This is a genomic window from Desulforhopalus sp. IMCC35007, assembly GCF_005116575.1.
GTDB lineage: Bacteria > Desulfobacterota > Desulfobulbia > Desulfobulbales > Desulfocapsaceae > Desulforhopalus_A.
On the sequence record NZ_SWCN01000001.1, the window covers coordinates 151,249 to 175,169 of the forward strand.

The following is a 23,921-nucleotide window of genomic DNA, read 5'->3' on the forward strand; positions in this document are numbered from 1 at the left end:
AGGGGTAAGGCCCAATGAGTGAGCAAAGAATAGGAAAAATTACACAGGTTATCGGACCTGTAGTAGATGTGGAGTTTGAGCCCGGCAATCTGCCTTCAATCATGAGTGCATGTCTGGTAACCAATCCAGGTATAAATGATGTCGAGGGTAACCTTGTTATAGAGGTTGCTCAGCACCTTGGTGACAATGCATGTCGTTGTATCGCCATGGACCAGACCGATGGTCTTGTTCGCGGTATGGTCGTAACCGATACCGGTCTGCCGATCACTATTCCAGTAGGTGAAGGTGCACTCGGACGTATTATGAACGTTGTTGGACGTCCGGTTGATGGCCTTGGTGAAATTAAGTGTGAAAAGACCATGCCAATTCACCGCGAAGCGCCTGCATTCACCGAACAGGATACTGAGGTTCGTGTTCTGGAAACCGGTATTAAGGTTATTGATCTTCTCGTTCCATTCCCACTTGGTGGAAAAATGGGACTGTTTGGTGGTGCCGGTTGTGGTAAGACCGTTATCATGATGGAGATGGTTAACAACATCGCCATGCACCACGGTGGTATTTCAGTGTTCTGTGGTGTTGGTGAGCGTACCCGTGAAGGTAACGATCTCTACCATGAGATGAAAGATTCTGGCGTTCTGCCAAAAGCAGCTCTTGTTTACGGCCAGATGACAGAGCCTCCAGGAGCACGTGCCCGTGTTGCGTTGACTGGTCTTACCGCCGCTGAATATTTCCGTGATGAAGAAGGTCAGGATGTTCTTTTCTTTGTTGATAATATTTTCCGTTTTACCCAGGCTGGTTCCGAGGTTTCCGCCCTTCTTGGCCGTATTCCTTCAGCTGTTGGTTATCAACCAACTCTGGCAACTGACCTTGGTGCTCTTCAGGAACGTATTACTTCCACTAAGAAAGGTTCTATCACCGCCGTACAGTGCGTATACGTACCTGCGGATGATTTAACCGATCCGGCTCCTGCAACGACCTTTGCTCACCTTGACGGAACCGTTGTTCTTTCCCGTCAGATTTCTGAGCTTGGAATTTATCCTGCGGTGGATCCACTGGATTCAACGTCCAGAATTCTTGATCCAAACGTCATTGGAGAAGAACACTATCAGGTTGCTCGTGGGGTTCAGGTTTCGCTTCAGAAATATAAAGATCTTCAGGATATTATTGCAATTCTTGGTATGGACGAGCTCTCGGAAGAGGATCAGCAACTTGTTTCACGTGCAAGAAAGATTCAGAGATATCTTTCCCAGCCATTTACAGTTGCAGAGGTTTTCACCGGTATGCCAGGAAAATTTGTAAAGGTTGCTGATACCGTTCAAGGTTTCAAAGAGATTCTCGAAGGAAAGCATGATGAGCTCAATGAGAACTCCTTCTATATGGTTGGTTCCATTGAAGAGGCGGTAGCTAAAGACGCTGCGGCTAAAAAGTAACAGGCAAACCGCTATAGGTACCTGATTCAGATGATTTACCCTGTTCGCTACAGGTAAATCATCTTAGGGTGCTCAATTTTTTGCTAAAGAGGACAGTTCGATGGGACAACAGATAAGACTAGAAGTCGTAACACCGACAGGTGCTAAGGTTAACGAAGACGTTGATATCGTTAATGCGCCAGGTTTCGGTGGTGACTTTGGTGTACTTGCAAACCATGCACCTTTTCTGTCGACAATCAAAATTGGTACTCTGACATATGAGAATGGTAATAAAAGAGAATCCCTGATGGTCAGTGGTGGATTCTGCGAGGTCTCAAATAATAAGATCACCTTTCTTGTTGAGAGTGCTGAAAAAGGATCAGAAATTAATGTTGAAAGGGCAATGAGAGCCAAGGAAAGAGCGGAAAAACGCCTTGCTCAGGCTGCCCACCAGGCAGAAGATTTCAACCGTAAAAGAGCAGAAATAGCTCTGCAACGGGCCCTTGTTCGATTGAAAGTGGCAAAGAAGATCTGATACATTTTGTATTTTCGGTAGTTAAAAGGGGTTACTCAGTTTACTGAGTAACCCCTTTTGTATTGTGTCAGGTTGATTGCAACGAACTTGGTTGGCGGCTCGGTTTATCTACATCGCCTCGGCGCCTGAGTCCGCTTCATCCTGAGTAAAATTAAACGCCTGAAATTGAGCTGTAGTTGAGCTGACATAGTTGTGTATGCCATCGGCAATTTCCTGGGTGAGTAGTCTGATAAAGGCAGGGTCGTTGAGATTTTGAACATCATCTTTATTGGTGATAAAGGCGAGTTCGATGAGGATTGCTGGCATCTGGGCCCCGATGAGAACGTAAAACGGTGCCTGTTTTACACCCAGGTTTTTGATATCTGCGTAGCCTTTGGCTGCTGCCTCATCAAGAATTGAGTTGTGAACCTGTTGGGCAAGCCTGGAAGATTCTTCAATCTTGGAGTTTTTCATGATATCTGAGAGAATATCCTGCAAATCACTCATCTGATGGGTTGAGGTCGCATTTTCAAGTGCTGCAACTCGCATCGCTTCGGCATTGGTAGTAAGGTTCAGATAGTAGGTTTCCAGACCTCGAACCTTTTGGGAAGGATGGGCATTGACGTGTAGTGAGATGAAGAGGTCAGCATTTTCAGTGTTTGCGATAGCCGTGCGTTCTTCCAGTGAAACAAAGACGTCCTTATCTCTGGTGAGGATGACTTCACAGCCGAGCGCTTTTTCAAGTACCGGTGCTAACGTTTGTGCAACTTTTAAAACAATATCTTTTTCTTTGAGCTTAAAAGCCATGGCTCCCGGATCTTTGCCGCCATGACCGGGATCGAGAACAATCTTTTTAACTCCAAGGCCAAGTTGCTGAGCCAGGGACAGTGGATTAGTTTTTGGATCGTTCCTGGTATCCTTATCCTTTTTAGCCACAACTGAGCTGGGGGTAGTGTCACTCTCGGAAACAGTTACCGCTTTTTTCTTGCTCGGTTTTAGGACAACAATCTCCGAACTGGAAGGAGTCTCAAGTTTTGGCTTATTTTTTTGCTGTTCTTGTTCAATCTTTGGTATTTCCGTAACCGCCACCTGTTCCAAATCCTCGTGCCCTTTGCCTCGCACATCGATGACTACACGGAATGGATCCGGAAGGCTGAAGATCTTATAACTACCGATGGATTCGATATCAAGGACAACACGTACTGTATCAGGGCTGAACTGCCCTGTTCTGATCTGTTCAAGTAGTCCGTCTTTGATGGGCACTGGGGCCCGGTATTGGGGTTCGATATAACTATCTTTAAAATCAATGTAGAGTCGTCTCGGAGTATTTTTCGTCTCTTCCAGAAGAACTTCTTTATAGTTGACCGGGCCTGAGGCCATGATGACAACCCTGGTGTAGTGATCCGAAGACCAGTATTTCACAGGCAGTACGTAACTAAGGTTGTTATCTCCAGTTGCAGAAACCATTACCTTCGGCAGTGCGATGTCGTGCTCTTTAGAGAGCACTTTGAGCATATCTTCAGCTTGGGAGTGCATATCTCCATTGCTGTAATTGGTGACGATTTCCACGAGATACTCAGCAGCTTTTTTCGGTTCATTTTTCTTTATAAAAATGGAGGCAAGTTGGAAATATGCGTCGTCAGCTAATTTGTGTTGGGGAAAAAGACGAACGATATCCTTGTAGTAGGAAACAGACTCGTCGATGTCAATTGGCAGTGTAAATGCCTCAAACATGTCTCTATAGAGGCGTCCAAGCATGTACAGACAGGCTGGCGCGAAGGTTGATTTTGGGCTCGAAAGGTATATACGTCGGAAATTTCGGGTGCCCTTGAGCCAGTTATCCCGGGTGGCAGAAAGTTTCGCGTTGGTCTGCAGTTGGTTGTAATAGAATTTTGCCTCGTCATAGCGTTTGGAGACCAGTTGGGAACCTTCCACCTTAGGCTCTGCTGCTAATGAAACACCTAGAACAAAAAATATGTGGATGGTGATGAGGATTGTGATGAGTAAGGTTCGATGCATTATTTTTATATTAAACGAATCTTATGACAGACCCCGAACTGATTAGAGGACAAAGTAACATATTGAATGAAAACTAAAATAGTATACAGGAAAGCTAGGCGCATGGCAAAATTAATTGGATTGTACGCTTATTTGAAAAAAGTGGAAAATGCTGTGTACAGGCCAATGGGATTGTACGGAGTGCCTTATTGTTTTGGTGTAAAATTCAATCTGTCTTCAAATGGATTATACACCTGCGGTACGCCCGTTGTCTAACGTCTCAAACCAGGTACTTAAATGTGGATCCATCGCGAGTGGTATGACCATAAATTAGAGTTGCGGGCATGAAGCCTGTTAAAACTGCAATAACTGTTCAATAAGAACACGATGGATGAGGTGTAAATTCAAGGCGTCTGGAGCAAAGCAACACAATCAGGTATTAAGCATTTTCTTGAGCTCATAGAGGGTATCCAGTGCTTTTTTGGGCGAGCAGTCATCAAGGTCGATTTTTTTTAGCAGCAGACGAATTGGGTCTTGAGGCGGGGCAAAAAGCTGCAACTGGTCTGGATGTCTTTTGGGGGTTCCAGTAGGCGTGGATCTTTTCGATCTTGTTGTGCCGTCAAATTTACCCTGTTCAATGTCTTTTAGAATCTCTTTTGCCCGGAGGACAACCTCTTCAGGGACTCCGGCCAATGCGGCAACTTGTATACCATAACTCCGGCTTGTCCCACCTTTAACGAGTTTGTGTAAAAAGATTATGTTTGATTGCCATTCCCGGACGCCGATGGAATAATTTTTTACTCGTTTATTATTTTTGGCAAGATCAGTCAGTTCGTGATAGTGGGTGGCAAAGAGGGTTTTGACGCCAATGTTCTTTTTGTTGACGAGGTTTTCAGCGACAGCCCAGGCAATGGACAATCCATCGTAGGTGGAGGTCCCGCGTCCAATTTCGTCGAGGATAACGAGGCTGCGCTCAGTAGAGTTGTTGAGAATATTTGCCGTCTCACTCATCTCTACCATGAAAGTGGACTGTCCTTGTCTCAGGTTGTCCATTGCCCCTACACGGGTGAAGATCCTGTCGACGATACCGATGGATGCCTCCTGTGCTGGCACGTAACAACCCATCTGTGCCATAAGAACAATCAGTGCCGTCTGGCGCAGGATCGTTGACTTCCCAGCCATGTTCGGTCCTGTAATAATGAGCACCTCATCACTGGATTGATCAAGGTGCACGTCATTTGGTACAAATTTGCCGCTGGGCAGCATCCGTTCAATGACCGGATGGCGTCCCTCAACAATTCGGATGGTATCGCTTTCGCCCACCTCGGGACGCAGGTAATTATACTTGTGTGCCATTTCAGCATTGCCGAGGAGAAAATCGAGCTGGGCGATAATATTTGCGGTTTTAAGGATACGACTGCTGGCTTTGGCGAGTTTTTGGCGTATTTCGCTAAACAGTTCATACTCAAGATCAGTCCTTCTTTCTTCTGCTCCGAGGACCTTATTTTCAAATTCTTTAAGCTCCGGGGTGATGAAGCGCTCCGCATTAACAAGGGTCTGTTTGCGGATATAGTGTTCTGGAACCTTTTCAGCCTGTAGCTTACTTACCTCGATAAAATAGCCAAAAACCTTATTGAAGCCGACCTTGAGTTTTGCAATGCCGGTCTTTTCTCTTTCCTGGTTTTCGAGATTAAGTATCAATTTCTTTCCGTCTCGAAGGATTGTGATAAGGTCATCAAGCTCCGCGTTATAGCCAGCCTTAATGAGATTTCCTTCCCTCAGGGTGATTGGCGCATCATGATGAATTGATGAATCGAGGAGTTCATGAATATCTGAAAGGGTGTCGAGGTGGTCTCTCAAAGAAATCAATTTTCGGGTATTGCAATCTTTAAGGCTTATGAGAATCTGGGGCAGCCTGGCAAGTGAGTTCTTCATGGCGAGCATATCCCTGCCGTTTCCAGTACCAAGGGTCATACGACTGTTGAGCCGTTCAAGGTCGTATACCTGCTCGAGCAAGGTTCTGAGGCTCTTTCTAGGACCGCTTTCCTTGAAAAAGTATGTTACAGCATCAAGCCTGTTGTTGATCCTCTCTTTGCACTGAAGTGGAAAAAGTAGATTGTGTTTGAGTAGCCTTGCTCCCATTGGGGTACACGTATGGTCAATGACAGAAAGGAGAGAACCCTGTCTCTGCCCACCCGCAAGGGTCTGGGTGAGTTCGAGATTACGCCTTGAAGATTCGTCAATGTGAAGGATATTTTCCGATTCAATGGGAGTGAGACTCTCGATATGGTCGATGGCTGTTTTCTGGGTCTCATGGATGTAATCGAGGAGGACTCCTGCTGCTGTGATCCCCACAGAATAATTTTTACAGCCGAATCCATCAAGGCTGAGTAACCCAAAATGATCAAGAAGGGTTTCTTTGCAGTTTTCAAAGCTGAAGTGGTCCCTGTCTTTGACAGTGATACAGATATCAGAAAGCAGGTTTTCGATATCTTTTGTAAGTGCCTCCATCTGGACTGCATGATTGTCGGGAAGGAGAAGTTCTGAAGGAGTAAGGCGGGTGAGCTGGTCAAGCACCTTTTCTTCATTATTGCCGTTTGCCTGGTATTCGCCGACCAGAAACTCCCCTGTGCTCACATCGAGAAAACTGAGTCCGTAGATCCGTTGTGTGCCGTTGTCTTTATAGCTGAGAGAAGAAATATAGTTATTACTTTTGTCATCTAACAGGTGGTCATCTGTGATTACACCTGGAGAAACAATCCTGACAACCTCTCTTTTGACGATGCCTTTTGCCTCAGCGGGATCCTCGGTCTGTTCACAGATAGCAACCCTGCAGCCAGCCTTAATGAGTTTAGACAGGTAGGTCTGTGCGGCGTGATAGGGAATACCACACATGGGGACCTGAACGGTATCAGTATTCTTATTCCGTGAGGTAAGGGTGATACCGAGGATTTTTGATGCTTTTATCGCATCATCAAAAAACATCTCATAAAAATCCCCCATTCTGTAAAAGAGAATTGCATTCTCATGCTGCTGTTTAATTTCAAGGTATTGCTGCAGCATGGGGGTAAGTTTGGTTATTTTGCTCATGGATTTTCTTGTAAAAAAAGAGAGACGAAGTCCGGTAATAACGTATCAAATGTAAGGTCTATATGTTCAGGAATGGTTCTGATTTCAGATATGACTGTAATAAAATTATGGTCTCCATTCCACCGTGGAACAATATGATAGTGGAGATGGTCCGCTATACCTGCTCCTGCAATGGAACCAAGGTTGCACCCGATGTTAAAGCCATCGGGGTTGAGATGCTTTTTCAGGATGAGCACGGATTGCTGGGTGAGAAACATAATGCCTTGATTTTCCTGTTCGGTCAAAGAAGTCAGGCAATCAATATGTCTTTTGGGGGCAATCAGGAGATGACCGTTGGCATAGGGAAATCTGTTGAGCAAAACGATGCCGTTTCGTCCACGGTACAGCAGAAGGTCGTTTTTTGAAGATGTGCTTTCGCCTGGGGGCTCAAAGATACAATGGGGTACTTTGGGAGCCTTGCCAAGGACATGGTCTATGCGCCATGGGGTCCAGAGTGTGTTCATTGTAATACTGGAAGGTTATGGAGAGACCCATGCAATCCGTTGCTGTCAATTTGTAAAAGAGCGTATGTTCCGGGGCCACCATACCGGCTAGTGGACTGAAAACTCCCGGGATTTATCAGCAGGGTAGTCCCATAATAATGACAAACCGGGATGTGAGTGTGCCCGTATATAATACAATCAGCCTCCGGGAACATCTCATATACGCGCTCCTCGATATTGTGTCGGGGACCCGCACCGTGGCTTATACCAATGGTGTAACCTTTAATAGAGACTGTTTTTCTCTCAGGCAGTGTTCTCTGGGTTTGCAGGTTACACATATTTCCACGTACAGCATAGACCGTTTTACCTGAAAAAACCGAGAGTATGGAATGGTCTGTCAGGTCGCCGGCATGGATGATCGCGTCACAGTTTTTAAAAGCGTTGACACAGTTTTCCAGAAAAAAATGATCGGGCTGTTGGAGATGGGTGTCTGAAATAATACCGATGGTGTACATTTGATTCTCTCGTTAAAAGTCAGCTGTTACTCTACACAAGTGACATGCCATAGCAAAGAAATAAGTGAAATTGTGCTTGGAGCATTGTCTGGTCCGGTGAGCGCCAACCCACAAAGTGAGCAGTTTATCGTTATTTTGGTCATACTCTGCAGTATTAACAGTTGCACTCGTGAAGCAAAGGCAGGTATACTGCAATGTTGTATTTTAACATAAATAGCGTTTATTGCCCCTGTTGGAATGTCGTATTGTAGTATTTTATTCTTTTTCACTTACTGTAACACGCAAAGTTTGTCATGCGGTAGTGGTCGTCGGCTGTCTGTTCTATTGCGGCATGGCCATCGGTTTTGGAGCAGGTTATTTTTTGAAAAAGGGGCAATACGATAATAGATTGCCGGTACGCCGGTTCACACCAAAAAAGAATGGAGAAGTAGGATGCTAAGTGCCTCTGATTTACGTAAAGGTCTAAAAGTACAAATAGATGGAAATCCGTATATAGTAATAGATTTTGAATTTTCCAAACCGGGAAAGGGCCAGGCCCTGTATCGCTGTAAAATGCGCAATATGATTTCGGGCAACCAGCTGGTTCAGACCTATCGTTCCAATGATAAGTTTGATAAGCCTGATCTGGAAGAGAGAAAGATGCAGTATCTGTATAATCAGGATGATGAATTCCATTTTATGGATACTGCAAATTTCGAGCAGATTTTTTTAACCCGGGAGCAGCTCGGGGACAACATCAACTATCTGATCGATAATATGGATGTGGAGATGTTGTTTTTTGAAAGCCAACCCATCGATATAACGATGCCTATGTTTGTCAACCTGGATGTTACCAAGGCTGATCCATGGGCAAAAGGTGACACCTCCGGCAACGATACAAAGCCCGTGACCGTGGAGACAGGGTATGTACTTCAGGTTCCGCCGTTTGTTGAAGAAGGTGATAAAATTCAAATAGACACCCGTACCGGGATATATGTCACCCGGGTAAAAGAGTAACCCAGTGCTGCACTCTCGAAGATTGCGCCAACGTGCAATCCTCATGAGCAGTTTACGGTCCTTTTTTGCCGCCCGGGGGTTCCTTGAAGTTGATACTCCCATACGGCAGCCCGTTATTATCCCGGAGCGCAATATCGAGCCCTTACGTTCAGGAGATGCTTTTCTGCAGACATCTCCTGAGCTATCCATGAAAAGGCTGCTTGCTCAGGGTTGTTCAAAAATATTCCAGATCTGTCCCTGTTTCAGAAAAAATGAAAAGGGGCGGCGTCACCTTGAAGAATTTACCATGCTGGAGTGGTATCACTCTGGGGAAAATTACCAGAAGCTCATGGAAGACTGTGAGCATTTGCTTCGTCATGTCCTGCGGGAGTTGTCCGCTGCAGACGCTTTGGAGGATGCTGTCGCACCATTTTTTCCGGGTTATGATCTGCAGAAGGACTGGGAGAAGATAACAGTCAAAGAAGCCTTTCAGCGCTATAGTCCCTGTAGTCTGCAGCAGAGCCTGTCAGACAATAGCTTTGATGAGATCCTGGTTGAATATGTTGAACCCCACCTTGGTATGGGATCACCTGCTTTTCTCATAGACTATCCTTTAGAGCTTGGCTCTCTTGCAAGAGCCAAGGCAGACAACCCACACGTTGTCGAACGATTTGAGCTCTATCTTGGAGGCGTTGAGCTAGCAAATGGTTTCACGGAATTAACAGATGAAGGGGAACAGAGAAGGCGGTTTTGTCAGGAATTGAAAGAAATAGAAAATTCCTGGGGGCCTGATCTTGTCATGCCCGAGCGCTTTCTTTTCGATCTTGGCCGATTGCAGGGAGCTGCAGGGATAGCCCTTGGGGTTGATCGGCTCCTCATGCTTGCCCTGGGCATTGATGATATCAATGATGTTGTGACATTTTCGCCAGCTGACTTTTTTTAAATCCCTTCATTTAGGGTATCCTGCTTTGCTGGTTGGGACGAACAGGTTTTTTCAGGTGTGGCAAGAGTACCCCTGATTCCGCGCATCATCCCGATGAGCTGACGATGGGATCGAGTACGGATCAACAGATTGCAGTTACATCGCGTGTCAAACTAGTTCCTGGTTCGTTTGCTGCAGGAAAACATGTGATCGCTGAATTGAAATATACGGATGGATGTTCTATAGTTAAGCTCCTTTTATGCTCAGGCGCTTTCCTGTGATTTAAGTAACAGGACTCCATTGAATTTATGACGGAACTGCAAATAGTGCGTCCCACGCCACAGGGATCACAAGACTACAAGGGCAGTATAAAGACTGTCGAGTATATATGATGAAAGGCTTATAAAGGCTTTGTTGATGCAGGGGTGTTGGCTGCCAGGCTCAGGAATGCATAATATTCCACAAATAATGTAATTGGGTTGATGGTAATTGAGGTAGAATAAACAGACATGTATAGAACGCATTTTGGGCTGCATAAAAAACCGTTTGAGCTGACCCCGGATACCAAATTTCTCTTTTTAGGAGAAACCCATAAAGAGGCGCTTGGCATACTCAAGCGCGGGGTTGTTTCCGATAAAGGATTCCTTCTTTTTACGGGTGGCGTTGGCACAGGAAAAACGACACTTATCAATGTGTTATCCAAAACTCTAGAAAACCCAGGATATTTGTGTGTTATTTCTAACCCAACCCTGGAAATCGATGACTTTTTCTACTATTTTGCAGCCCAGCTTGGTCTTCTTTTTGATGGAAACAAGGCTAAATTTCTCTTTTTATTTTCGAAACTTCTCGAAGAATGTAAAAAGACCGAAAGAAAAGTACTGCTGATCATTGATGAAGCCCACGCCTTGCCCACAGATCTCCTCGAAGAGTTACGTTTGCTGGTGAATATGGCCGCGGAGATTAAGGGGGTTTTGAGTGTTTTTCTGGTTGGACAGCCGGAATTACTGGATCGATTAAATGAGGAACAACTTTCGCCTCTTGCCAAGCGCATCGCTGTTCGTTATCACTTAAGTAAATTGTCAAAGCAGGACGCCCTCCAATATATACAGTTTCGCCTGAAAAGAGCAGGTGCCGATAAGAGATCTATCTTCACTGAAAAAGCGCTCGAGCTGATTTATCTTTCAACTTCCGGTAACCCCCGTCAGATAAATATCATTTGCGATAATGCACTTCTTGCTGCCTATTTAAAAGAGGAGGACGTGGTTGAGGCGTCTGTCGTCCGTAAATGTGTTGAGCAGCTCGCAATCCCAGGTGACAACCTCTATTACCTGCCACCGGAAAAAAAGCTATGGAAACGCTGGTGGGTCTGGTTAATTATAGGAGTCCTGCTTGCCGAAATAGTTTTTGGCATTTTTGCCTGGCGACAGGGATGGCTGGATTCGTTGTACAGTTATTTGTTAAAAATTCTGCATCTGGATTGAATGACAAATGGGAAAGCTGTCGAAAATGCTAGAAAAATCCGGTTATTCCACTGACCTGGATGCATTTGTCGAGCCGGATGATGTTAAGTTCGATGCCGTTGAAGACAGTATCGCCCTCGCCAAAAAGGATACAGTACACTATGCGCGGGCTGATAGCCTTCATGGGTACCCTCTCCCCCGTGTTCCTGGAGAGGGGCAAAACAATCACCCTGAGGTCTTTTGTAGCGCTCAAAAGTTATCCGAGTCATTTCGCTTGTTGTGCTCCAAGATATTTGAGCCGGCAAACAATAAAAATATTCCCCGTTCCATAATGATAACATCTGTTGCGCCAGGAGAAGGCCGGTCGTATGTCGCTGCCAATATCGGGATGTCTCTTGCTCAACATATCGACCAGGAGTTACTGTTTATCGATTGTGATTTACGACGGTCATCGCTTGCAAATGTTATTGGTGTCACTGCAGAGGCCGGAGTGTCTGATTATCTACTCTACAAAGGGGAGCTTTCAGCCCTTATTCAGCAGACACCAGTGGAAAAAGTGGGTATTCTTCCAGCGGGCACACCACCTGATAATGCATCGGAATTACTCGGATCGGTGCGCATTCATGACCTGGTGGAGGAACTTGCTGCCAGCTACCCTGATCGCTGTTTTATTTTTGATACCCCGCCAATGGAGGTTGTTCCAGAGTCGTATGTGCTATCCCAGGCAGTTGATGGGGTGGTTCTTGTTGTTTGCCCAGAGCGTTCAGATGAGGTGAGATTGCAGCAGGTAATCTCTGATATTGGAGCCCATAAAATCCTGGGAATTATCTCGAGGGATGACGGTGGTGCCGACTGTCAGTCGCAGAGCTCCTTCAGCTTTCAGGAGCTACCATAAAGCTGTTGTTTTATCGCCGCAGTTTGCTATCTGCTGTTCTTCTTATTTCGCCGTACATTTTTCCGAAGCAATGTGTTTTTGTGAAATTCCTGCTCGATAATTTTTCGTGCCGCAAGTCGTTCAGCCTGACCTTTGGCGATTTCAATTGGTTTTTTGCTTTCTGGGGCGATTCCTGATACGTACATTGCCGTTGAGAGCGAGCCTGGGGTGGGGGTAAAATCCTGGAATTTTCGTATACTCAAGCCAAGTTTTTTCATATCGCGGACCAGTCTTACATTACTGGCCGGAGTAGATCCGGGGTGGGATGAGATAACATAGGGAGTGAGTTGAACGTCTCTGCTTCTGTTTTTTCTGCTTATTTCACGACACCTTCTGACAAATTCCACAAGCAGTTCGTGGGGCTCTTTGTGCATGAGTTTCAAGGTCTCCGGGTCGGAGTGTTCCGGTGCTATTTTAAGAGATCCCGGGGTGTGGCGGCCTATGATACGTTCCATAAGCCTTGGAGCTTTGAGCAGAAGTTCCATTCTCAAACCGGAAGAAACGAAAAGGTGCTTTATCCCTTCAATGTTTTCAACATCTTTTAACAGCTGCAGAAAAAGGTCTTCATCAATTTTTAAATTGCTGCAAACCTTTGGATAGAGACAGTCTCTCTTTTTGCAGCCTCCAATGGTGCAGGATGTGCCGTAAAGATTTGCAGTAGGCCCTCCAAGATCACTTATCGTCCCGGAGAAACCCGGACATGCCGCAATATGCTGGCATTCCTCAACAATGGATTTGCGGCTTCTGGAGACAATGGCAGGGCCCTGGTGCCGGGTAATGGAGCAAAAAGAACAGTTGCCCGAGCAACCTCTTACTATGGTCACAGAATCCTTAATCATCTGGTATGCAGGAATCTGTTGATTTTCGGGGTATGGTTTTCGGCTGAAAGGAAGTGTGTAAAGGGCGTCGAGTTCGTCTGGAGAAAGGGGGGCCGGTTGTGGATATTGAATAACCCAGTGGCTCTGCTGGCGCTGGAGCAGTATTCTTGGAGAATAGGCTCTGAGATGTTTGTCGATTTCAATTTCGGCTTCTAAAAAGAGGCGTTTGTCCCCAAGAATTTGAGCGTAGGAGGGCAGGCGGAGAAACTTACGGGCAAGTGTCAGTTCCTGCTCATCAAAATTTTCCAACAGCTCCCTGTCGGTCGCCCGGATACATGTTCCGGCTATTCCTGTGAGTGGTAGATTCTCCGTGCGTCTGCGGGCGATTTCAAGAACAGCCTTCTCGCCCATGCCATAGACCAGAAGATCCGCTTTGGCATCGGTTAAAAATGATGCTCGCAACTTGTTTTGTTTATAGTCAAAATGGACAAAGCGCCGCAGCGATCCTTCAATACCACCAAGTACAATCGGTACTGATCCATAAGCGGAGCGAGCAAGGCTGGTGTAGATGAGAGAGGCTCGGTCAGGTCTTCTTCTTTCCCCTTTTTCCCGGGCATTGCCTCGCCAGGGATTGCCATCTGGAGAGTAGGAGTCGGTGTCCCGGACCTTACCGTTGCCGCTGTAATTCGCCACAATTGAGTCAAGGTTTCCTGCTGTGATACCACAGAAAAGTCTTGGAGGTGGATAGGTCTTGAAGTCGTCTGCGTTATCAAACCTGGGCTGGGAAAGAATGGCAACCCTGTAGCCTTGTTTTTCAAGCAGGCGACCTATCAGAGCAATACCAAAGGAAGGGTGATCAATGTACGCATCACCTGTAACAAGAAGCACGTCCAGGCTCTGCCAGCCCCTTGTTTGACACTCCTCCCAGGAAACAGGCAGGGGAGGAGTGGTGGTATTGTTTGTTTGCATCAGTGACTTACGCCTGGTCTCACTTACATTTTTGCGGAATTGACAAAGAGATGGCAGAAAATAGATGCAGCATAGCCAAGTGCAATAATGGGGGTCCATTTGAGGTGGGCATTAAAGGTGTAGACCCCTCGTGCCGCACCCATGAGAGCCACACCTGCGGCGGAACCAATAGAAAGAAGGCTGCCGCCAACGCCTGCCGTCAGCGTTACCAGGAGCCATTGACCGTGAGACATGTCAGGGTTCATGGTGAGAACTGCGAACATAACGGGAATATTATCAACAATTGCTGAAAGTATTCCTACCATAACATTGGCTGTAGTTGCCCCAAGGTCGAGGTAGAGGAATTTGGAAACTAATGCCAGATAGCCAAATTGGGAAAGGCCGCCAACACAGAGAACAACGCCATAGAAAAACAGTAAGGTATCCCATTCAGCCCGTGCAACTTTTCTAAACAGATCAAAAGGATCTGGTTTTGCGTGGTAGGTCTGATGCGCAAGCGGGTTATCGTCGATATCGTAGTTTCTGTGCTCTTTCTTTTTCAGGTAGTAGGAAAAAAATCCAAGGTAGCCAAGTCCAAGCATCATCCCAGCCGCAGGTGGGAGGTGGAGAAAGTTGTGAAAAGAGACCGCCGTTGTAATGGTACAGAGGAAAAGTAATATAATTCGCTTTGCTCCCAGTTTCATAACGTACTGATCTTTGCTCGGCTGCGGCGTTTTTTTGCTGATGGCAAAATTCATGAAAAATGCAGGAACCAGCCAGTTAACAAGGGATGGAAGAAAAATTGCAAAGAATTCTGAAAATTGGACAAGGCCCTTTTGCCATACCATAAGAGTGGTGATGTCTCCAAATGGAGAGAAGGCGCCACCGGCATTCGCGCCTATGACAATGTTGATGCAGGCGAGTGAAATGAATTTCTTGTCGTTTCCACCAACCGCCATTGCCACAGCTCCCATTAAAAGAGCAGTGGTGAGGTTATCGGCTACAGGGGAGATTATAAAAGCAAGAAAACCGGTGACCCAGAAGACGGCTCGTAATGAAAACCCTCTCGTAACCAGCCAGGAACGAAGTGCCTGGAAGACATTTCTTTCATCCATGGCGTTAATATAGGTCATGGCAACAAGGAGGAAAAGAAAGAGTTCGGCGTATTCTATTATGTTATGACGTATGGCAATTTCAGCAGAGTGGGTATCCCCCATTCGAGAAAATGTTATAGCAACGAGTACCCAGATAAGCCCTGCGGCCAGCAGTACCGGCTTGGATTTTCGCAGGTGAAGCTGTTCTTCCAGAATAACCAGTGAGTAGGCAGCTACAAAAAGAAAAAGAGACAGAATTCCGTAAAATGATCCGGTAAGATTGGCCACTTCATGGCCTTTGGCACCACCACTTGCAAGAGCAATGGTCGCAGGGATCAGCGCGACACATAGGGCAAAGATCAATTTTTTCATTATAACTTTTCCTGGGTAGAATTTACTGGGGAAAGGGACAAAACTCGGGCAATTATAACAGCAGGAAAAGGGCATGGCAAGAAGTGTCCAGTGGTATGAATAAATACCACTGGACACTGGAGATCACTCCCTCTCGGTTGAGGGAGCATCTGAGGGAATATTTTAATCTGCAGCAGGGATATATTTTGTAAGCGGACAATTGTCGCAGCCCGCTTTTGGTAAATCAGTGCCGTTATGAATCCTTTCAATCAGGGCGGCTACGGCAGTCTTACTGTCAGGAAACATATGCTGTTTTCCAATCTCATCAATGAGTCCCGTTCGGTTCATGACATTGAGAACCTGCATTTTGACTCCACACATCGCAAAGCCCATGTGAGCGCTGCGTATGCGTTTAACGAGCATTTCGAGCGCCTCTTCGCCTGAAGCATCCATGTCATTAATTCCACGGGCATCAAGGAGAATGTAGCGCAGGTCTGGTTGTTCTGTTCTGAATTTCAGAACCTGTTCGTCAAGATAACTGGCGTTGGCAAAAAACAGTGCACCGTCAAAGCGCACAACAGAAATATGACGACAACCTTTCAATCGATAGTCTTCCGCACTTTTGAGGACGTTATCTTCACTCAAAGAGAGGGTCGCGACGACGGGTCTCATTGATTTATAGAGAAAGACGAGCATGGAAAGAGCCACACCAACCATGATCCCCTTATCCAGATGCGGTGCGAAATAAAGGGTAACGGCGAAACTTAATACGGAAATAGCACCATCGTACCATTGGGCCTTCCAGGCGTGGATAAAGCCTTTGACGTTCACAAGGCCGATAACAGCCATCATGATAACCGCAGCAAGGACCGCCTGTGGAAGATGATAGAGCAAAGGTGTAAAAAATAGCAGTGTTATGACGACCATGACAGAAGTGACAACAGAGGATATACCGGATACGGCTCCTGCCTGCAGGTTTACAGCAGATCGGGAAAAAGAACCGGATACGGCATAACTTGAGCCTATTGAGCCGAGCATGTTGGCAAGGCCCTGACCTATCAGCTCCTGATTTGGATCAAGCTTCTGCCCGGTCTTTGCGGCCATTGCTTTTGCAATTGCAATTGCCTCCATGAAACCCAGCAGTGAGATTATAATGGCAGTGGGAAGGAGTTTTAAAAATGATTTGAGATTGAGTTCCGGGATGGTGAATTGGGGCAAACCTTCGGGGATCTTGCCAACGACCGCACCCCCTCCCATAACAAGAAGCTTGGTGGTATCGAGTTTGGTATTTCCCACTTTAAGGCGCCAGATGTTGTTATCCGTGGTGATGCCTTGAGGAATCTCGGTCAGATTATAAAAGGTGAAATTGTCGCCGTCTTTTACACCTTCAAATTTGAGGTTACGAAGCTCGCTGCGTATAGCTTGATTTTCATCTTTTCTTTCGACAATCTCAAGCGCAAGGTGAGCGAGCTGACTTTTAAGTTCAATAAGATCAGCTGTTGTATGGTGATTCTTTTTTACTTCTTCGTCTACTTTCAGACCAAGTTCAGCTCTTGCTCTTCCAAGCTCTTCTATCTCGGTGACGGTTTTGTTGAACGCTGTAATTTTCTCAGTCAGGCCATGGGATTTGAAGGCAGCCAAATCCACACGGACATCATTGTTGTAGTGGGTGAAATATGAGATAATGGTAGTAATTGCAACTGCAATGAGGACATTCGGGATGCGCGGATTTATTTTTCGTAAAAATACCATTATAGCAACGGCAGCAACCCCATATATCAGTGTGGGGATATGGGTGTAGTCCATTGCCGCCTGCGCCACTCGTATCATTGTTTCGTAGTGGTGCGGCGCATTGTCAACGTAAACTCCGAAGAATTTAGAAAATTGAGAAGAGGCGATGATAATGGCAGCGGCGTTGGTGAAACCGTTAACAACAGGGTGTGAAAGAAAGTTCACCACAAGACCAAGCCGCAGAACGCCGAGGCTAAATTGGAAAAGTCCAACGGTTAAGGCAAGAGCGATAGAGTAGGCGATAAATTGAGAAGAACCGGCTGTGGCCAGAGGTTCAAGAGAGGCTGCTGACATCAAAGAAACAACAGCAACAGGCCCCGTTGCCAACTGGCGGCTGGAGCCAAAAAGAGCGGCGACCATCGGTGGCAGGAAGGCCGCGTAGAGACCGTAATAAGCGGGCAGGCCAGCGAGCTGGGCATAAGCCATGGACTGTGGAATTAATACCAGGGCTACCGTGAGTCCTGCAAGAAAATCCGTTTTGAATTTTCCGCCACTGTAATCTTTAAACCAATCAAGAAAGGGAAAAACTTTAAGAATCATCATGTCACCTGTTTTTGTGCAAAATACATTAAGTTAGGTGGCAATACTAAGACATATCTTTCTATGTTTTCGTGTTAGCCATATTTTCAGTAGGATAGAGCGGTTGTACAGATTCTCTGCCTGATTCGTTTATGGAGTTGGCTACGGGCTAATTTCAAAAGTTTGTTCATGGTAATGCTCCTCGTAAAATATGTTAAAATATGCACAAAAGGGATTGTAACCCTTAGGTTTGTGAAGGTTGAAAAAATGCTGATAAAAAATGAATCAACGTTCATATTTAATTGGATTAATCAAAGCGTCTTTTACTATAAAGTCAAGAAAAATTGGTGATTCCCCTTTCCGACCGGAGCACTAAATTGCATTTTTACAGAAAATATGGTTATCAGGATAGCTGGTGGATTGGAGAATTTCGCTCAACTCATGGGTGATCTGATTGAGATGGATGATGGGAGAGGAAACATGCTTTCGGATAAAAATCAGTGTGCGGTTTTGCTGGCAGACGATCATGTGTTAATTCGGCACGGAATAAAAAATATTATAAAAAAAGACGAGCGAATTAATGTTGTGGGCGAGGTGGGGAACGGTAAAGAGCTCATGGGGTTGCTGGAAGAGTTTGACGTTGATCTGATCATTCTTGACATTTCCATGCCAGATATTGGTGGCATGGAGGCCATTGGCCTTGTTAAGGAGAAATATCCCTGGATAAAAATTCTGATGCTCACCATGCACAAGAATAAGCAATATTTTTATAACGCCATGGCAGCTGGTGCGGATGGCTATCTGATGAAAGATGATTCCGATGATGAATTACTGATAGCCATTGAAAAGGTGTTGGCCGGGAAGTGTTACATCTCTCCTTACATGACTGATGAGTTTGCCGACGATGTTATAAGCATGTATCGAAATGACCGACGAAGCCCCTTTCAGGAACTCACCAAAAGAGAGAAAGAAATTCTTCAGTTTGTTGTACAGGGCCTCACCAGCAGGCAGATGGCTGAACAACTGAATTTGAGCCAACGTACTGTTGACCATCATCGATCGAACCTGTTACGTAAATTTGACCGTAAAAATAGTGTAGAACTTGTCCATTATGCAGTGCGCAATGGTTTCGTCAGCAGTGAATAATAAAGGATTCGGTAAAATATTTTGTATACCAGTACTGCAGGTTTTTATCTCTGATCTTTTTTGTCTATGTAACTCTTTTAAATTATTCAGTTCTATAAAATTCACTTTGATAACTAGGTATATATACCCAGTTATCTGTTGGGTATCAGCACCGATTGCAATTTTTACTGAAGAGGCTAGTAATACTGTCAGTTTTTTTAGTCCCTATCACGATTAACTGTACAACGAGGTGTGCCCCCTATGAACAAAAGTGAACTGGTAGCTACAATTGCTGAGACAGGTAACATGACGAAGGTTCGTGCTGCCGAGGCGTTAGATAAGGTCCTTGCCCATATGGCATCGGCCATGGAAAAGGGAGAGCGGGTGACCCTGGCCGGTTTTGGCTCATTTAAAGTTGTGGAAAGAGCGGCGCAGAAGGGAAGAAATCCCCAGACAGGCAAGGCCATAATCATCCCTGCCCATAATGTCGTGAAATTTAAGCCGGGCAAGACCCTCTCTGAAAAAGTTCGTCATTGATTTTTGTCTACAATATGGCTTCTGCGTTTGCGTAGAAGCCACATAATCAAGCCTGCTGTAATCATCCCACTGCTGAGTAACTGTCCCATGGTGATGCTGTTGTAGATAAAACCAAGCTGCTGATCCGGTTCCCTGAAGTTTTCCACAATGATTCGCACGACTCCGTAGCAGATAAAGAAGAGAGCGCAAATGGAGCCATGGGGCCAGAATTGTCTTTTTTCCCATGGCCGTTTTCTGAGACTCCAGAGTACGGCAAAAAGGATAACCCCCTCAAGAAAGGCCTCGTAGAGTTGTGAGGGGTGCCTTGGCGAAGGACCTCCGCCGGGAAAGATCATACCCAATGGTGAGTCGGTTACCCTGCCAAAGAGCTCCCCATTGATAAAATTACCGATTCTCCCAAGGCAGAGGCCAATCGGTATGGTCGCCACATAGATATCAGCTGTCTTCCAGAAATCAATGGCCTGTTTTTTACAAAAGAGCCAGCCTCCGAGAAAAAGTGCGATACAGGCACCGTGAAATGACATGCCGCCGTTCCAGGTTGCTGCAATTTCGAGGGGATGTTTCATATAGTAGGGTAAATTGTAAAAAAGGACATAGCCGAGGCGTCCTCCGATAATAACGGAAAGGATGAGGACCATGTTGAGGTTTTCAAAATGAAGAGACAGGGACTCAAATTTGAATTCCTTTATCTGCTTTTTTACAAGCATATAACTGGCAATAAAACCAATGACATACATTAGCCCATACCAGCGTATGTGTAATGGGCCCAGGCTGAAAATAATGGGGTCTATTTCGGGAAAAGTGAGCATGTTTTTCTGCTAGTCCTGTCTTGTTTTTTGCATTTTCTTTAAGTGCACCTGGAGGATGGAGATTGCCGCAGGAGTAACCCCGGAAATTCTGGAGGCCTGACCAAGAGAGTGAGGTTGTATTTTGCTGAGCTTTTCCACCACCTCATTGGAAAGCCCCGACAAGCTGGCATAATCCATATTTTTTGGCAGGATGACGGATTCGATTTTCTTAAATCTTGCGACCTGTTCGTATTGCCTGTCAATATAGCCTTTAAATTTAACCTGAAGTTCTATCTCGGGCTGTACCTGACTATGGGTAAGCGCCTCAATCTGTGCGTGTTCTTCGTCCGTCATGGGAAGGTCGCAGAAGGCCTTCAGGCTGAGTTCCGGACGACGCAGCAGTTCAGCAAGGTGGGATTTCTGTTTAAGGTCACTGGAACCAAGATTATTCAGGGCAAGATTGACCTCAGCACCTGGTTTAATCCAGATATTTTCCAGTTGGCGAATCCCGTCCTCAACCGCCGTCTGTTTCTCATGGAAAGAGATGTTTCGTTCCCTGGTGACAAGGCCGATTTTGTAGCCAATATCAGCAAGACGTACATCTGCATTGTCTTCCCGGAGCAGCAGCCGGTATTCAGCCCGTGAAGTAAACAAGCGATACGGTTCCTTGGTCCCGCAGGTAACAAGATCATCTATAAGAACGCCTATGTAGGCCTGCGACCTGTCGAGAATAAGCGGTGGGGTTCCTTTGATATAGTTTACCGCATTGATACTGGCCATCAGGCCCTGGGCCGCCGCCTCTTCATACCCCGAAGTTCCGTTAATCTGTCCGGCCAGAAAAAGACCTCGTACCTTTTTCGTTTCAAGGGAAGGTTTGAGACCCAGTGGATCTATATAATCGTATTCGATAGCATAGCCGGGCCTGATAATTTTTGCATTTTCAAGCCCTTTAATAGAGTTGACCATCTTCTGCTGGGTTGCAAGCGGCAAGCTTGTGGGGATGCCGTTTGGGTATACCTCTATTGTATCAAGGCCTTCAGGTTCAATAAAAATCTGGTGCCGGTCCTTTTCGGGAAAGCGCATGACTTTGTCCTCAATGGAGGGGCAGTATCTGGCGCCGATACCTTTTATGACACCTGCGTACATTGGAGACTGGTCTATTCCTTCTCTAATGATCTGGTGGGTCTTTTCGTTGGTGTAGGTAATGTAGCAGGGAAGTTGAGGCAGAGTGTAATTGCCCTCCGATGAAAATGAAAAATGTGCGGGAGGATTATCGCTGTGCTGATCTTCAAGATCCTCATAGTTTATTGTGTTGGCATCAAGGCGTGGTACCGTACCTGTTTTCATTCGGCCAACCTCAAAACCATTTTCCCTGAACCAGCGGGCAAGCCCTTTTGAGGCGGCGCAACCGAGCCGGCCTGCCGAGAAGTTTTTCATACCGATGTGGACAAGCCCGTTGAGGAAAGTACCCGTTGCCACAACAACGGCTTTTACAGGGATTTTTTCTTCGATTGAGGTGGTAATGCCTGTGATTGCCCCATCCTCAACTTCAAGCCCGGTGACCACGGTCTGCTTGATGGTGAGGTTGGGCTGGTTTTCTATGACCGACTTCATTCTAAGGCGGTAAAGTAACCGGTCTGCCTGAGCTCTTGAAGAGCGTACTGCCGGACCTTTACTTGTGTTGAGTTTACGAAATTGAATAGAGGTGGCGTCGATGTTTTTGGCCATTTCTCCACCGAGTGCATCTATTTCCCTGACCAGATGCCCTTTCGCAAGCCCTCCGATTGCAGGATTGCAGGACATGGCACCAATGGTATCCACATTGATTACTGTGAGAAGAGTCTTAAGGCCAAGTCTTGCGGCAGCAAGAGCGGCTTCACAACCAGCGTGACCTGCTCCAATAACTGCTATATCGTAGTGTTCTGAAATCATTTGAGATATGTCTGTGTTTTTAAATTATTAATGGAGATCACCTGATCAGTATCTCGTCCGGAGCTATAGATCGGAGCGGCGTGTCTTGTTTCTGCCACCAGATCAAGGCCCACTGTATAGGGCTGTTGCGTCGGACGCTGATGCCGTTATCTGAGGTCTTGATGATATTTTGTTCTACATATTCGAGAAGAAGCTGTTCTTCTGTTGTGCTGAGATCCTGAAACATCCAGCGATAGGATGCAAGGGCTTCTTCAATTGACCCATATAATGTTACAGGATTGGGACGAAGTACAGTGATGTTTGGATAAATTCCGATCTTGTAGAGCAGATTTACGGTGTAAATATAATCAGGGCCTGGATCAAACGGTCGGCCTATTGCCCGGAAGGCCTCGGCCTCAAAAGGAGTTGCGCCGATGCGATCACTTATAAAAACATATTTTTTGGCAAAGGCGTTGATTTTTTTGAGTGAGGACTCAAGATCCTCGACCCCAACCGACCGTGAGGCGATGGCTATGTCATGGGAGGTAATACCTTTTGCCTGCCAATCATCTTCCCAGGCACACTGGATAGTTTCAATATTATAAATGTTTTCTTGTGCGGCATTTTGATTGAGGATTTCTAGCATACCGGGCGAAAAATCAATAGCCGTCACTTTCTGGACCTGATGGGCGATGGGGATGGCAAGGGTGCCTGGGCCAGCACCAATATCAAGGACGGAGTAAGACTGATCCAGGGGAAGCTCACGTATAAAATGGTCTACATAATCATTTTTTTTTATGCGACTGGAAAAAGAACTGGCTTTGGAGTCCCATTCCTTGGGGCTTTTTCTTTTCCAGCCTTTTCGGGCCATTGCATTTTTTCGGAGCAAGGACCAGTCGATGTCTTCGTAGGTCTGAGTAGTTGAATGAACCATGAAATAAAACTCTTATAAAAATAAAACGACGTAATAAGTGAAAAAATAATGATATGAGAATAGCACAGCCCATGGGGATTAGCAATAAACCCATGGCGGGCCACAGCAAAAATGTTTGACACATTGAGGTGGATATGGTTAATATTCTCCTTTTGTAATTTTGTAATTTCACAGGTACATGTGGTGTGCTTGTGAGAGAAGTTGACTTTAAGGAGGCTAACAAACCTTCAATGAGAATATTCTTAAAGTCTCTAGAGTATAACCAAAGTCCATGTATCTATCATGGGTTCTACAGATGAGGATGTAAACAATGAGTAAGCGAACTTTTCAGCCAAGCAGAATCAAGCGTGCACGTACCCATGGATTTCGTGAAAGAATGAGCACCCGTGCCGGTCGTGCGATTATCCGTGCCCGCAGAGCAAAGGGTCGCAAAAGACTCTCAGCTTAAGTTGACGAGTCTACGGCTTTTGAAAACTTCCCTGCTCCGTAAGGGGTGGGAGTTTGAAAAAGTTTACAGCAGGGGAAAGCGTATACACGGCAATGGCTATACTCTTATATGTCTGGAAAACGGCTCAGTCGACAGCAGACTCGGTATAAGTGTCCATCGGAAAGTTCGTGGTGCAGTGAAGAGAAACCGCATTAAACGAATTATCAGGGAGTCGTTTCGGCTTGAACGAAAACAATATCCACAGGGTGTTGATATTGTTTTTGCTGTGCGTCCAGAGTTCTCCTGTAAGCATCCGGGTGATATTTGCAGAGCTGTAGGAGAAACTACAGCCAGATTCGCTTGTGGGCAGAGCAGATGA

The 23,921-nt window shown here is 45.9% G+C and carries 20 protein-coding genes; 10 read left to right on the forward strand and 10 right to left on the reverse strand.

The window, feature by feature from the left end; genetic code table 11:
* Positions 1 to 14: 14 nt before the first annotated feature.
* Both atpD and FCL48_RS00680 read left to right on the forward strand, forming a co-directional pair.
* Entirely contained in the window at positions 15 to 1,430 is a 1,416-nt protein-coding gene (gene atpD / locus FCL48_RS00675; protein ID WP_136870309.1) for a F0F1 ATP synthase subunit beta, read from the forward strand.
* A gap of 100 nt (positions 1,431 to 1,530) precedes the next feature.
* A complete protein-coding gene (locus tag FCL48_RS00680) occupies positions 1,531 to 1,944 on the forward strand; it encodes a F0F1 ATP synthase subunit epsilon (RefSeq protein ID WP_136870310.1) in 414 nt (137 codons plus the stop codon).
* A gap of 108 nt (positions 1,945 to 2,052) precedes the next feature.
* Here FCL48_RS00680 and FCL48_RS00685 read toward each other — a convergent pair whose 3' ends face one another.
* From FCL48_RS00685 to FCL48_RS00700, 4 genes are all read right to left on the reverse strand, one after another.
* On the reverse strand, positions 2,053 to 3,942 hold the full coding sequence (locus tag FCL48_RS00685) for an N-acetylmuramoyl-L-alanine amidase (RefSeq protein WP_136870311.1): 1,890 nt from the start codon (positions 3,940 to 3,942) through the stop codon (positions 2,053 to 2,055).
* A gap of 411 nt (positions 3,943 to 4,353) precedes the next feature.
* Positions 4,354 to 7,011 (reverse strand): DNA mismatch repair protein MutS, encoded by a 2,658-nt coding sequence (mutS, locus tag FCL48_RS00690; RefSeq protein ID WP_136870312.1) that lies wholly within the window; start codon positions 7,009 to 7,011, stop codon positions 4,354 to 4,356.
* Positions 7,008 to 7,514 (reverse strand): HIT domain-containing protein, encoded by a 507-nt coding sequence (locus FCL48_RS00695; protein WP_136870313.1) that lies wholly within the window; start codon positions 7,512 to 7,514, stop codon positions 7,008 to 7,010. The genes mutS and FCL48_RS00695 overlap by 4 nt, the downstream gene beginning before the upstream one ends.
* Entirely contained in the window at positions 7,511 to 8,008 is a 498-nt protein-coding gene (locus tag FCL48_RS00700; RefSeq protein WP_136870314.1) for a metallophosphoesterase family protein, read from the reverse strand. The genes FCL48_RS00695 and FCL48_RS00700 overlap by 4 nt, the downstream gene beginning before the upstream one ends.
* A gap of 432 nt (positions 8,009 to 8,440) precedes the next feature.
* Between FCL48_RS00700 and efp the strand changes: the two genes are divergently transcribed.
* The 4 genes from efp to FCL48_RS00720 all read left to right on the forward strand — a co-directional run bounded on the left by efp (position 8,441) and on the right by FCL48_RS00720 (position 12,260).
* Positions 8,441 to 9,004 carry an elongation factor P gene (gene efp / locus FCL48_RS00705; protein ID WP_136870315.1) on the forward strand — a complete coding sequence of 188 codons (564 nt, stop codon included), beginning with the start codon at positions 8,441 to 8,443 and terminating at the stop codon, positions 9,002 to 9,004.
* A 4-nt stretch (positions 9,005 to 9,008) separates the two neighbouring features.
* Positions 9,009 to 9,926 (forward strand): EF-P lysine aminoacylase EpmA, encoded by a 918-nt coding sequence (gene epmA / locus FCL48_RS00710; RefSeq protein WP_136870316.1) that lies wholly within the window; start codon positions 9,009 to 9,011, stop codon positions 9,924 to 9,926.
* 488 nt (positions 9,927 to 10,414) lie between these two features.
* Positions 10,415 to 11,386 (forward strand): ExeA family protein, encoded by a 972-nt coding sequence (locus FCL48_RS00715; RefSeq protein WP_136870317.1) that lies wholly within the window; start codon positions 10,415 to 10,417, stop codon positions 11,384 to 11,386.
* 25 nt (positions 11,387 to 11,411) lie between these two features.
* The gene (locus FCL48_RS00720) at positions 11,412 to 12,260 is read left to right on the forward strand and encodes a CpsD/CapB family tyrosine-protein kinase (protein ID WP_136870318.1); all 849 of its coding nucleotides are present in this window, start codon (positions 11,412 to 11,414) and stop codon (positions 12,258 to 12,260) included.
* A gap of 26 nt (positions 12,261 to 12,286) precedes the next feature.
* On the opposite strand, the gene FCL48_RS00725 is transcribed toward FCL48_RS00720, so the two are convergent.
* From FCL48_RS00725 to FCL48_RS00735, 3 genes are all read right to left on the reverse strand, one after another.
* A complete protein-coding gene (locus FCL48_RS00725; RefSeq protein ID WP_136870319.1) occupies positions 12,287 to 14,086 on the reverse strand; it encodes a YgiQ family radical SAM protein in 1,800 nt (599 codons plus the stop codon).
* A 23-nt stretch (positions 14,087 to 14,109) separates the two neighbouring features.
* Positions 14,110 to 15,531, reverse strand: coding sequence for a sodium:proton antiporter NhaD (gene nhaD, locus FCL48_RS00730; RefSeq protein WP_136870320.1), 1,422 nt, complete (start codon positions 15,529 to 15,531; stop codon positions 14,110 to 14,112).
* A 162-nt stretch (positions 15,532 to 15,693) separates the two neighbouring features.
* Positions 15,694 to 17,841, reverse strand: coding sequence for a SulP family inorganic anion transporter (locus tag FCL48_RS00735; RefSeq protein WP_169309035.1), 2,148 nt, complete (start codon positions 17,839 to 17,841; stop codon positions 15,694 to 15,696).
* Positions 17,842 to 18,216: 375 nt separating this feature from the next.
* Here FCL48_RS00735 and FCL48_RS00740 point away from each other — a divergent pair, with 375 nt between their 5' ends.
* Both FCL48_RS00740 and FCL48_RS00745 read left to right on the forward strand, forming a co-directional pair.
* The gene (locus FCL48_RS00740; protein ID WP_240744699.1) at positions 18,217 to 18,966 is read left to right on the forward strand and encodes a response regulator transcription factor; all 750 of its coding nucleotides are present in this window, start codon (positions 18,217 to 18,219) and stop codon (positions 18,964 to 18,966) included.
* Positions 18,967 to 19,206: 240 nt separating this feature from the next.
* The gene (locus FCL48_RS00745; RefSeq protein WP_136870322.1) at positions 19,207 to 19,482 is read left to right on the forward strand and encodes an HU family DNA-binding protein; all 276 of its coding nucleotides are present in this window, start codon (positions 19,207 to 19,209) and stop codon (positions 19,480 to 19,482) included.
* Here FCL48_RS00745 and lgt read toward each other — a convergent pair.
* Genes lgt through FCL48_RS00760 form a run of 3 tightly spaced genes read right to left on the reverse strand, consistent with a single transcriptional unit; the run spans position 19,476 to position 23,115 of the window.
* Complete coding sequence (gene lgt / locus FCL48_RS00750) at positions 19,476 to 20,291, reverse strand: prolipoprotein diacylglyceryl transferase (RefSeq protein WP_136870323.1); 816 nt, start codon at positions 20,289 to 20,291, stop codon at positions 19,476 to 19,478. The two genes, FCL48_RS00745 and lgt, sit on opposite strands and share 7 nt — an antisense overlap.
* Positions 20,292 to 20,300: 9 nt before the next feature.
* Positions 20,301 to 22,202: a tRNA uridine-5-carboxymethylaminomethyl(34) synthesis enzyme MnmG gene (gene mnmG / locus FCL48_RS00755; protein ID WP_136870324.1), complete on the reverse strand. Its 1,902-nt coding sequence runs from the start codon at positions 22,200 to 22,202 to the stop codon at positions 20,301 to 20,303.
* A gap of 37 nt (positions 22,203 to 22,239) precedes the next feature.
* Positions 22,240 to 23,115 (reverse strand): class I SAM-dependent methyltransferase, encoded by an 876-nt coding sequence (locus FCL48_RS00760; protein WP_136870325.1) that lies wholly within the window; start codon positions 23,113 to 23,115, stop codon positions 22,240 to 22,242.
* A gap of 310 nt (positions 23,116 to 23,425) precedes the next feature.
* Here FCL48_RS00760 and rpmH point away from each other — a divergent pair, with 310 nt between their 5' ends.
* Positions 23,426 to 23,563: a 50S ribosomal protein L34 gene (rpmH, locus tag FCL48_RS00765; RefSeq protein WP_136870326.1), complete on the forward strand. Its 138-nt coding sequence runs from the start codon at positions 23,426 to 23,428 to the stop codon at positions 23,561 to 23,563.
* Positions 23,523 to 23,921 carry a ribonuclease P protein component gene (gene rnpA, locus FCL48_RS00770; protein WP_240744700.1) on the forward strand — a complete coding sequence of 133 codons (399 nt, stop codon included), beginning with the start codon at positions 23,523 to 23,525 and terminating at the stop codon, positions 23,919 to 23,921. The genes rpmH and rnpA overlap by 41 nt, the downstream gene beginning before the upstream one ends.

Excerpts from the sequence above, each read along its gene's own strand:
- efp (WP_136870315.1), top strand. The coding sequence starts at position 8,441 with ATGCTAAGTGCCTCTGATTTACGTAAAGGTCTAAAAGTACAAATAGAT.
- FCL48_RS00740 (WP_240744699.1), top strand. The coding sequence starts at position 18,217 with ATGGTTATCAGGATAGCTGGTGGATTGGAGAATTTCGCTCAACTCATG.
- FCL48_RS00725 (WP_136870319.1), bottom strand. The coding sequence starts at position 14,086 with ATGCAAACAAACAATACCACCACTCCTCCCCTGCCTGTTTCCTGGGAG.
- FCL48_RS00695 (WP_136870313.1), bottom strand. The coding sequence starts at position 7,514 with ATGAACACACTCTGGACCCCATGGCGCATAGACCATGTCCTTGGCAAG.
- mnmG (WP_136870324.1), bottom strand. The coding sequence starts at position 22,202 with ATGATTTCAGAACACTACGATATAGCAGTTATTGGAGCAGGTCACGCT.
- FCL48_RS00735 (WP_169309035.1), bottom strand. The coding sequence starts at position 17,841 with ATGATTCTTAAAGTTTTTCCCTTTCTTGATTGGTTTAAAGATTACAGT.
- lgt (WP_136870323.1), bottom strand. The coding sequence starts at position 20,291 with ATGCTCACTTTTCCCGAAATAGACCCCATTATTTTCAGCCTGGGCCCA.
- rpmH (WP_136870326.1), top strand. The coding sequence starts at position 23,426 with ATGAGTAAGCGAACTTTTCAGCCAAGCAGAATCAAGCGTGCACGTACC.
- FCL48_RS00720 (WP_136870318.1), top strand. The coding sequence starts at position 11,412 with ATGCTAGAAAAATCCGGTTATTCCACTGACCTGGATGCATTTGTCGAG.
- atpD (WP_136870309.1), top strand. The coding sequence starts at position 15 with ATGAGTGAGCAAAGAATAGGAAAAATTACACAGGTTATCGGACCTGTA.
- FCL48_RS00685 (WP_136870311.1), bottom strand. The coding sequence starts at position 3,942 with ATGCATCGAACCTTACTCATCACAATCCTCATCACCATCCACATATTT.
- FCL48_RS00745 (WP_136870322.1), top strand. The coding sequence starts at position 19,207 with ATGAACAAAAGTGAACTGGTAGCTACAATTGCTGAGACAGGTAACATG.
- FCL48_RS00715 (WP_136870317.1), top strand. The coding sequence starts at position 10,415 with ATGTATAGAACGCATTTTGGGCTGCATAAAAAACCGTTTGAGCTGACC.
- FCL48_RS00680 (WP_136870310.1), top strand. The coding sequence starts at position 1,531 with ATGGGACAACAGATAAGACTAGAAGTCGTAACACCGACAGGTGCTAAG.
- mutS (WP_136870312.1), bottom strand. The coding sequence starts at position 7,011 with ATGAGCAAAATAACCAAACTTACCCCCATGCTGCAGCAATACCTTGAA.
- nhaD (WP_136870320.1), bottom strand. The coding sequence starts at position 15,531 with ATGAAAAAATTGATCTTTGCCCTATGTGTCGCGCTGATCCCTGCGACC.
- FCL48_RS00760 (WP_136870325.1), bottom strand. The coding sequence starts at position 23,115 with ATGGTTCATTCAACTACTCAGACCTACGAAGACATCGACTGGTCCTTG.
- FCL48_RS00700 (WP_136870314.1), bottom strand. The coding sequence starts at position 8,008 with ATGTACACCATCGGTATTATTTCAGACACCCATCTCCAACAGCCCGAT.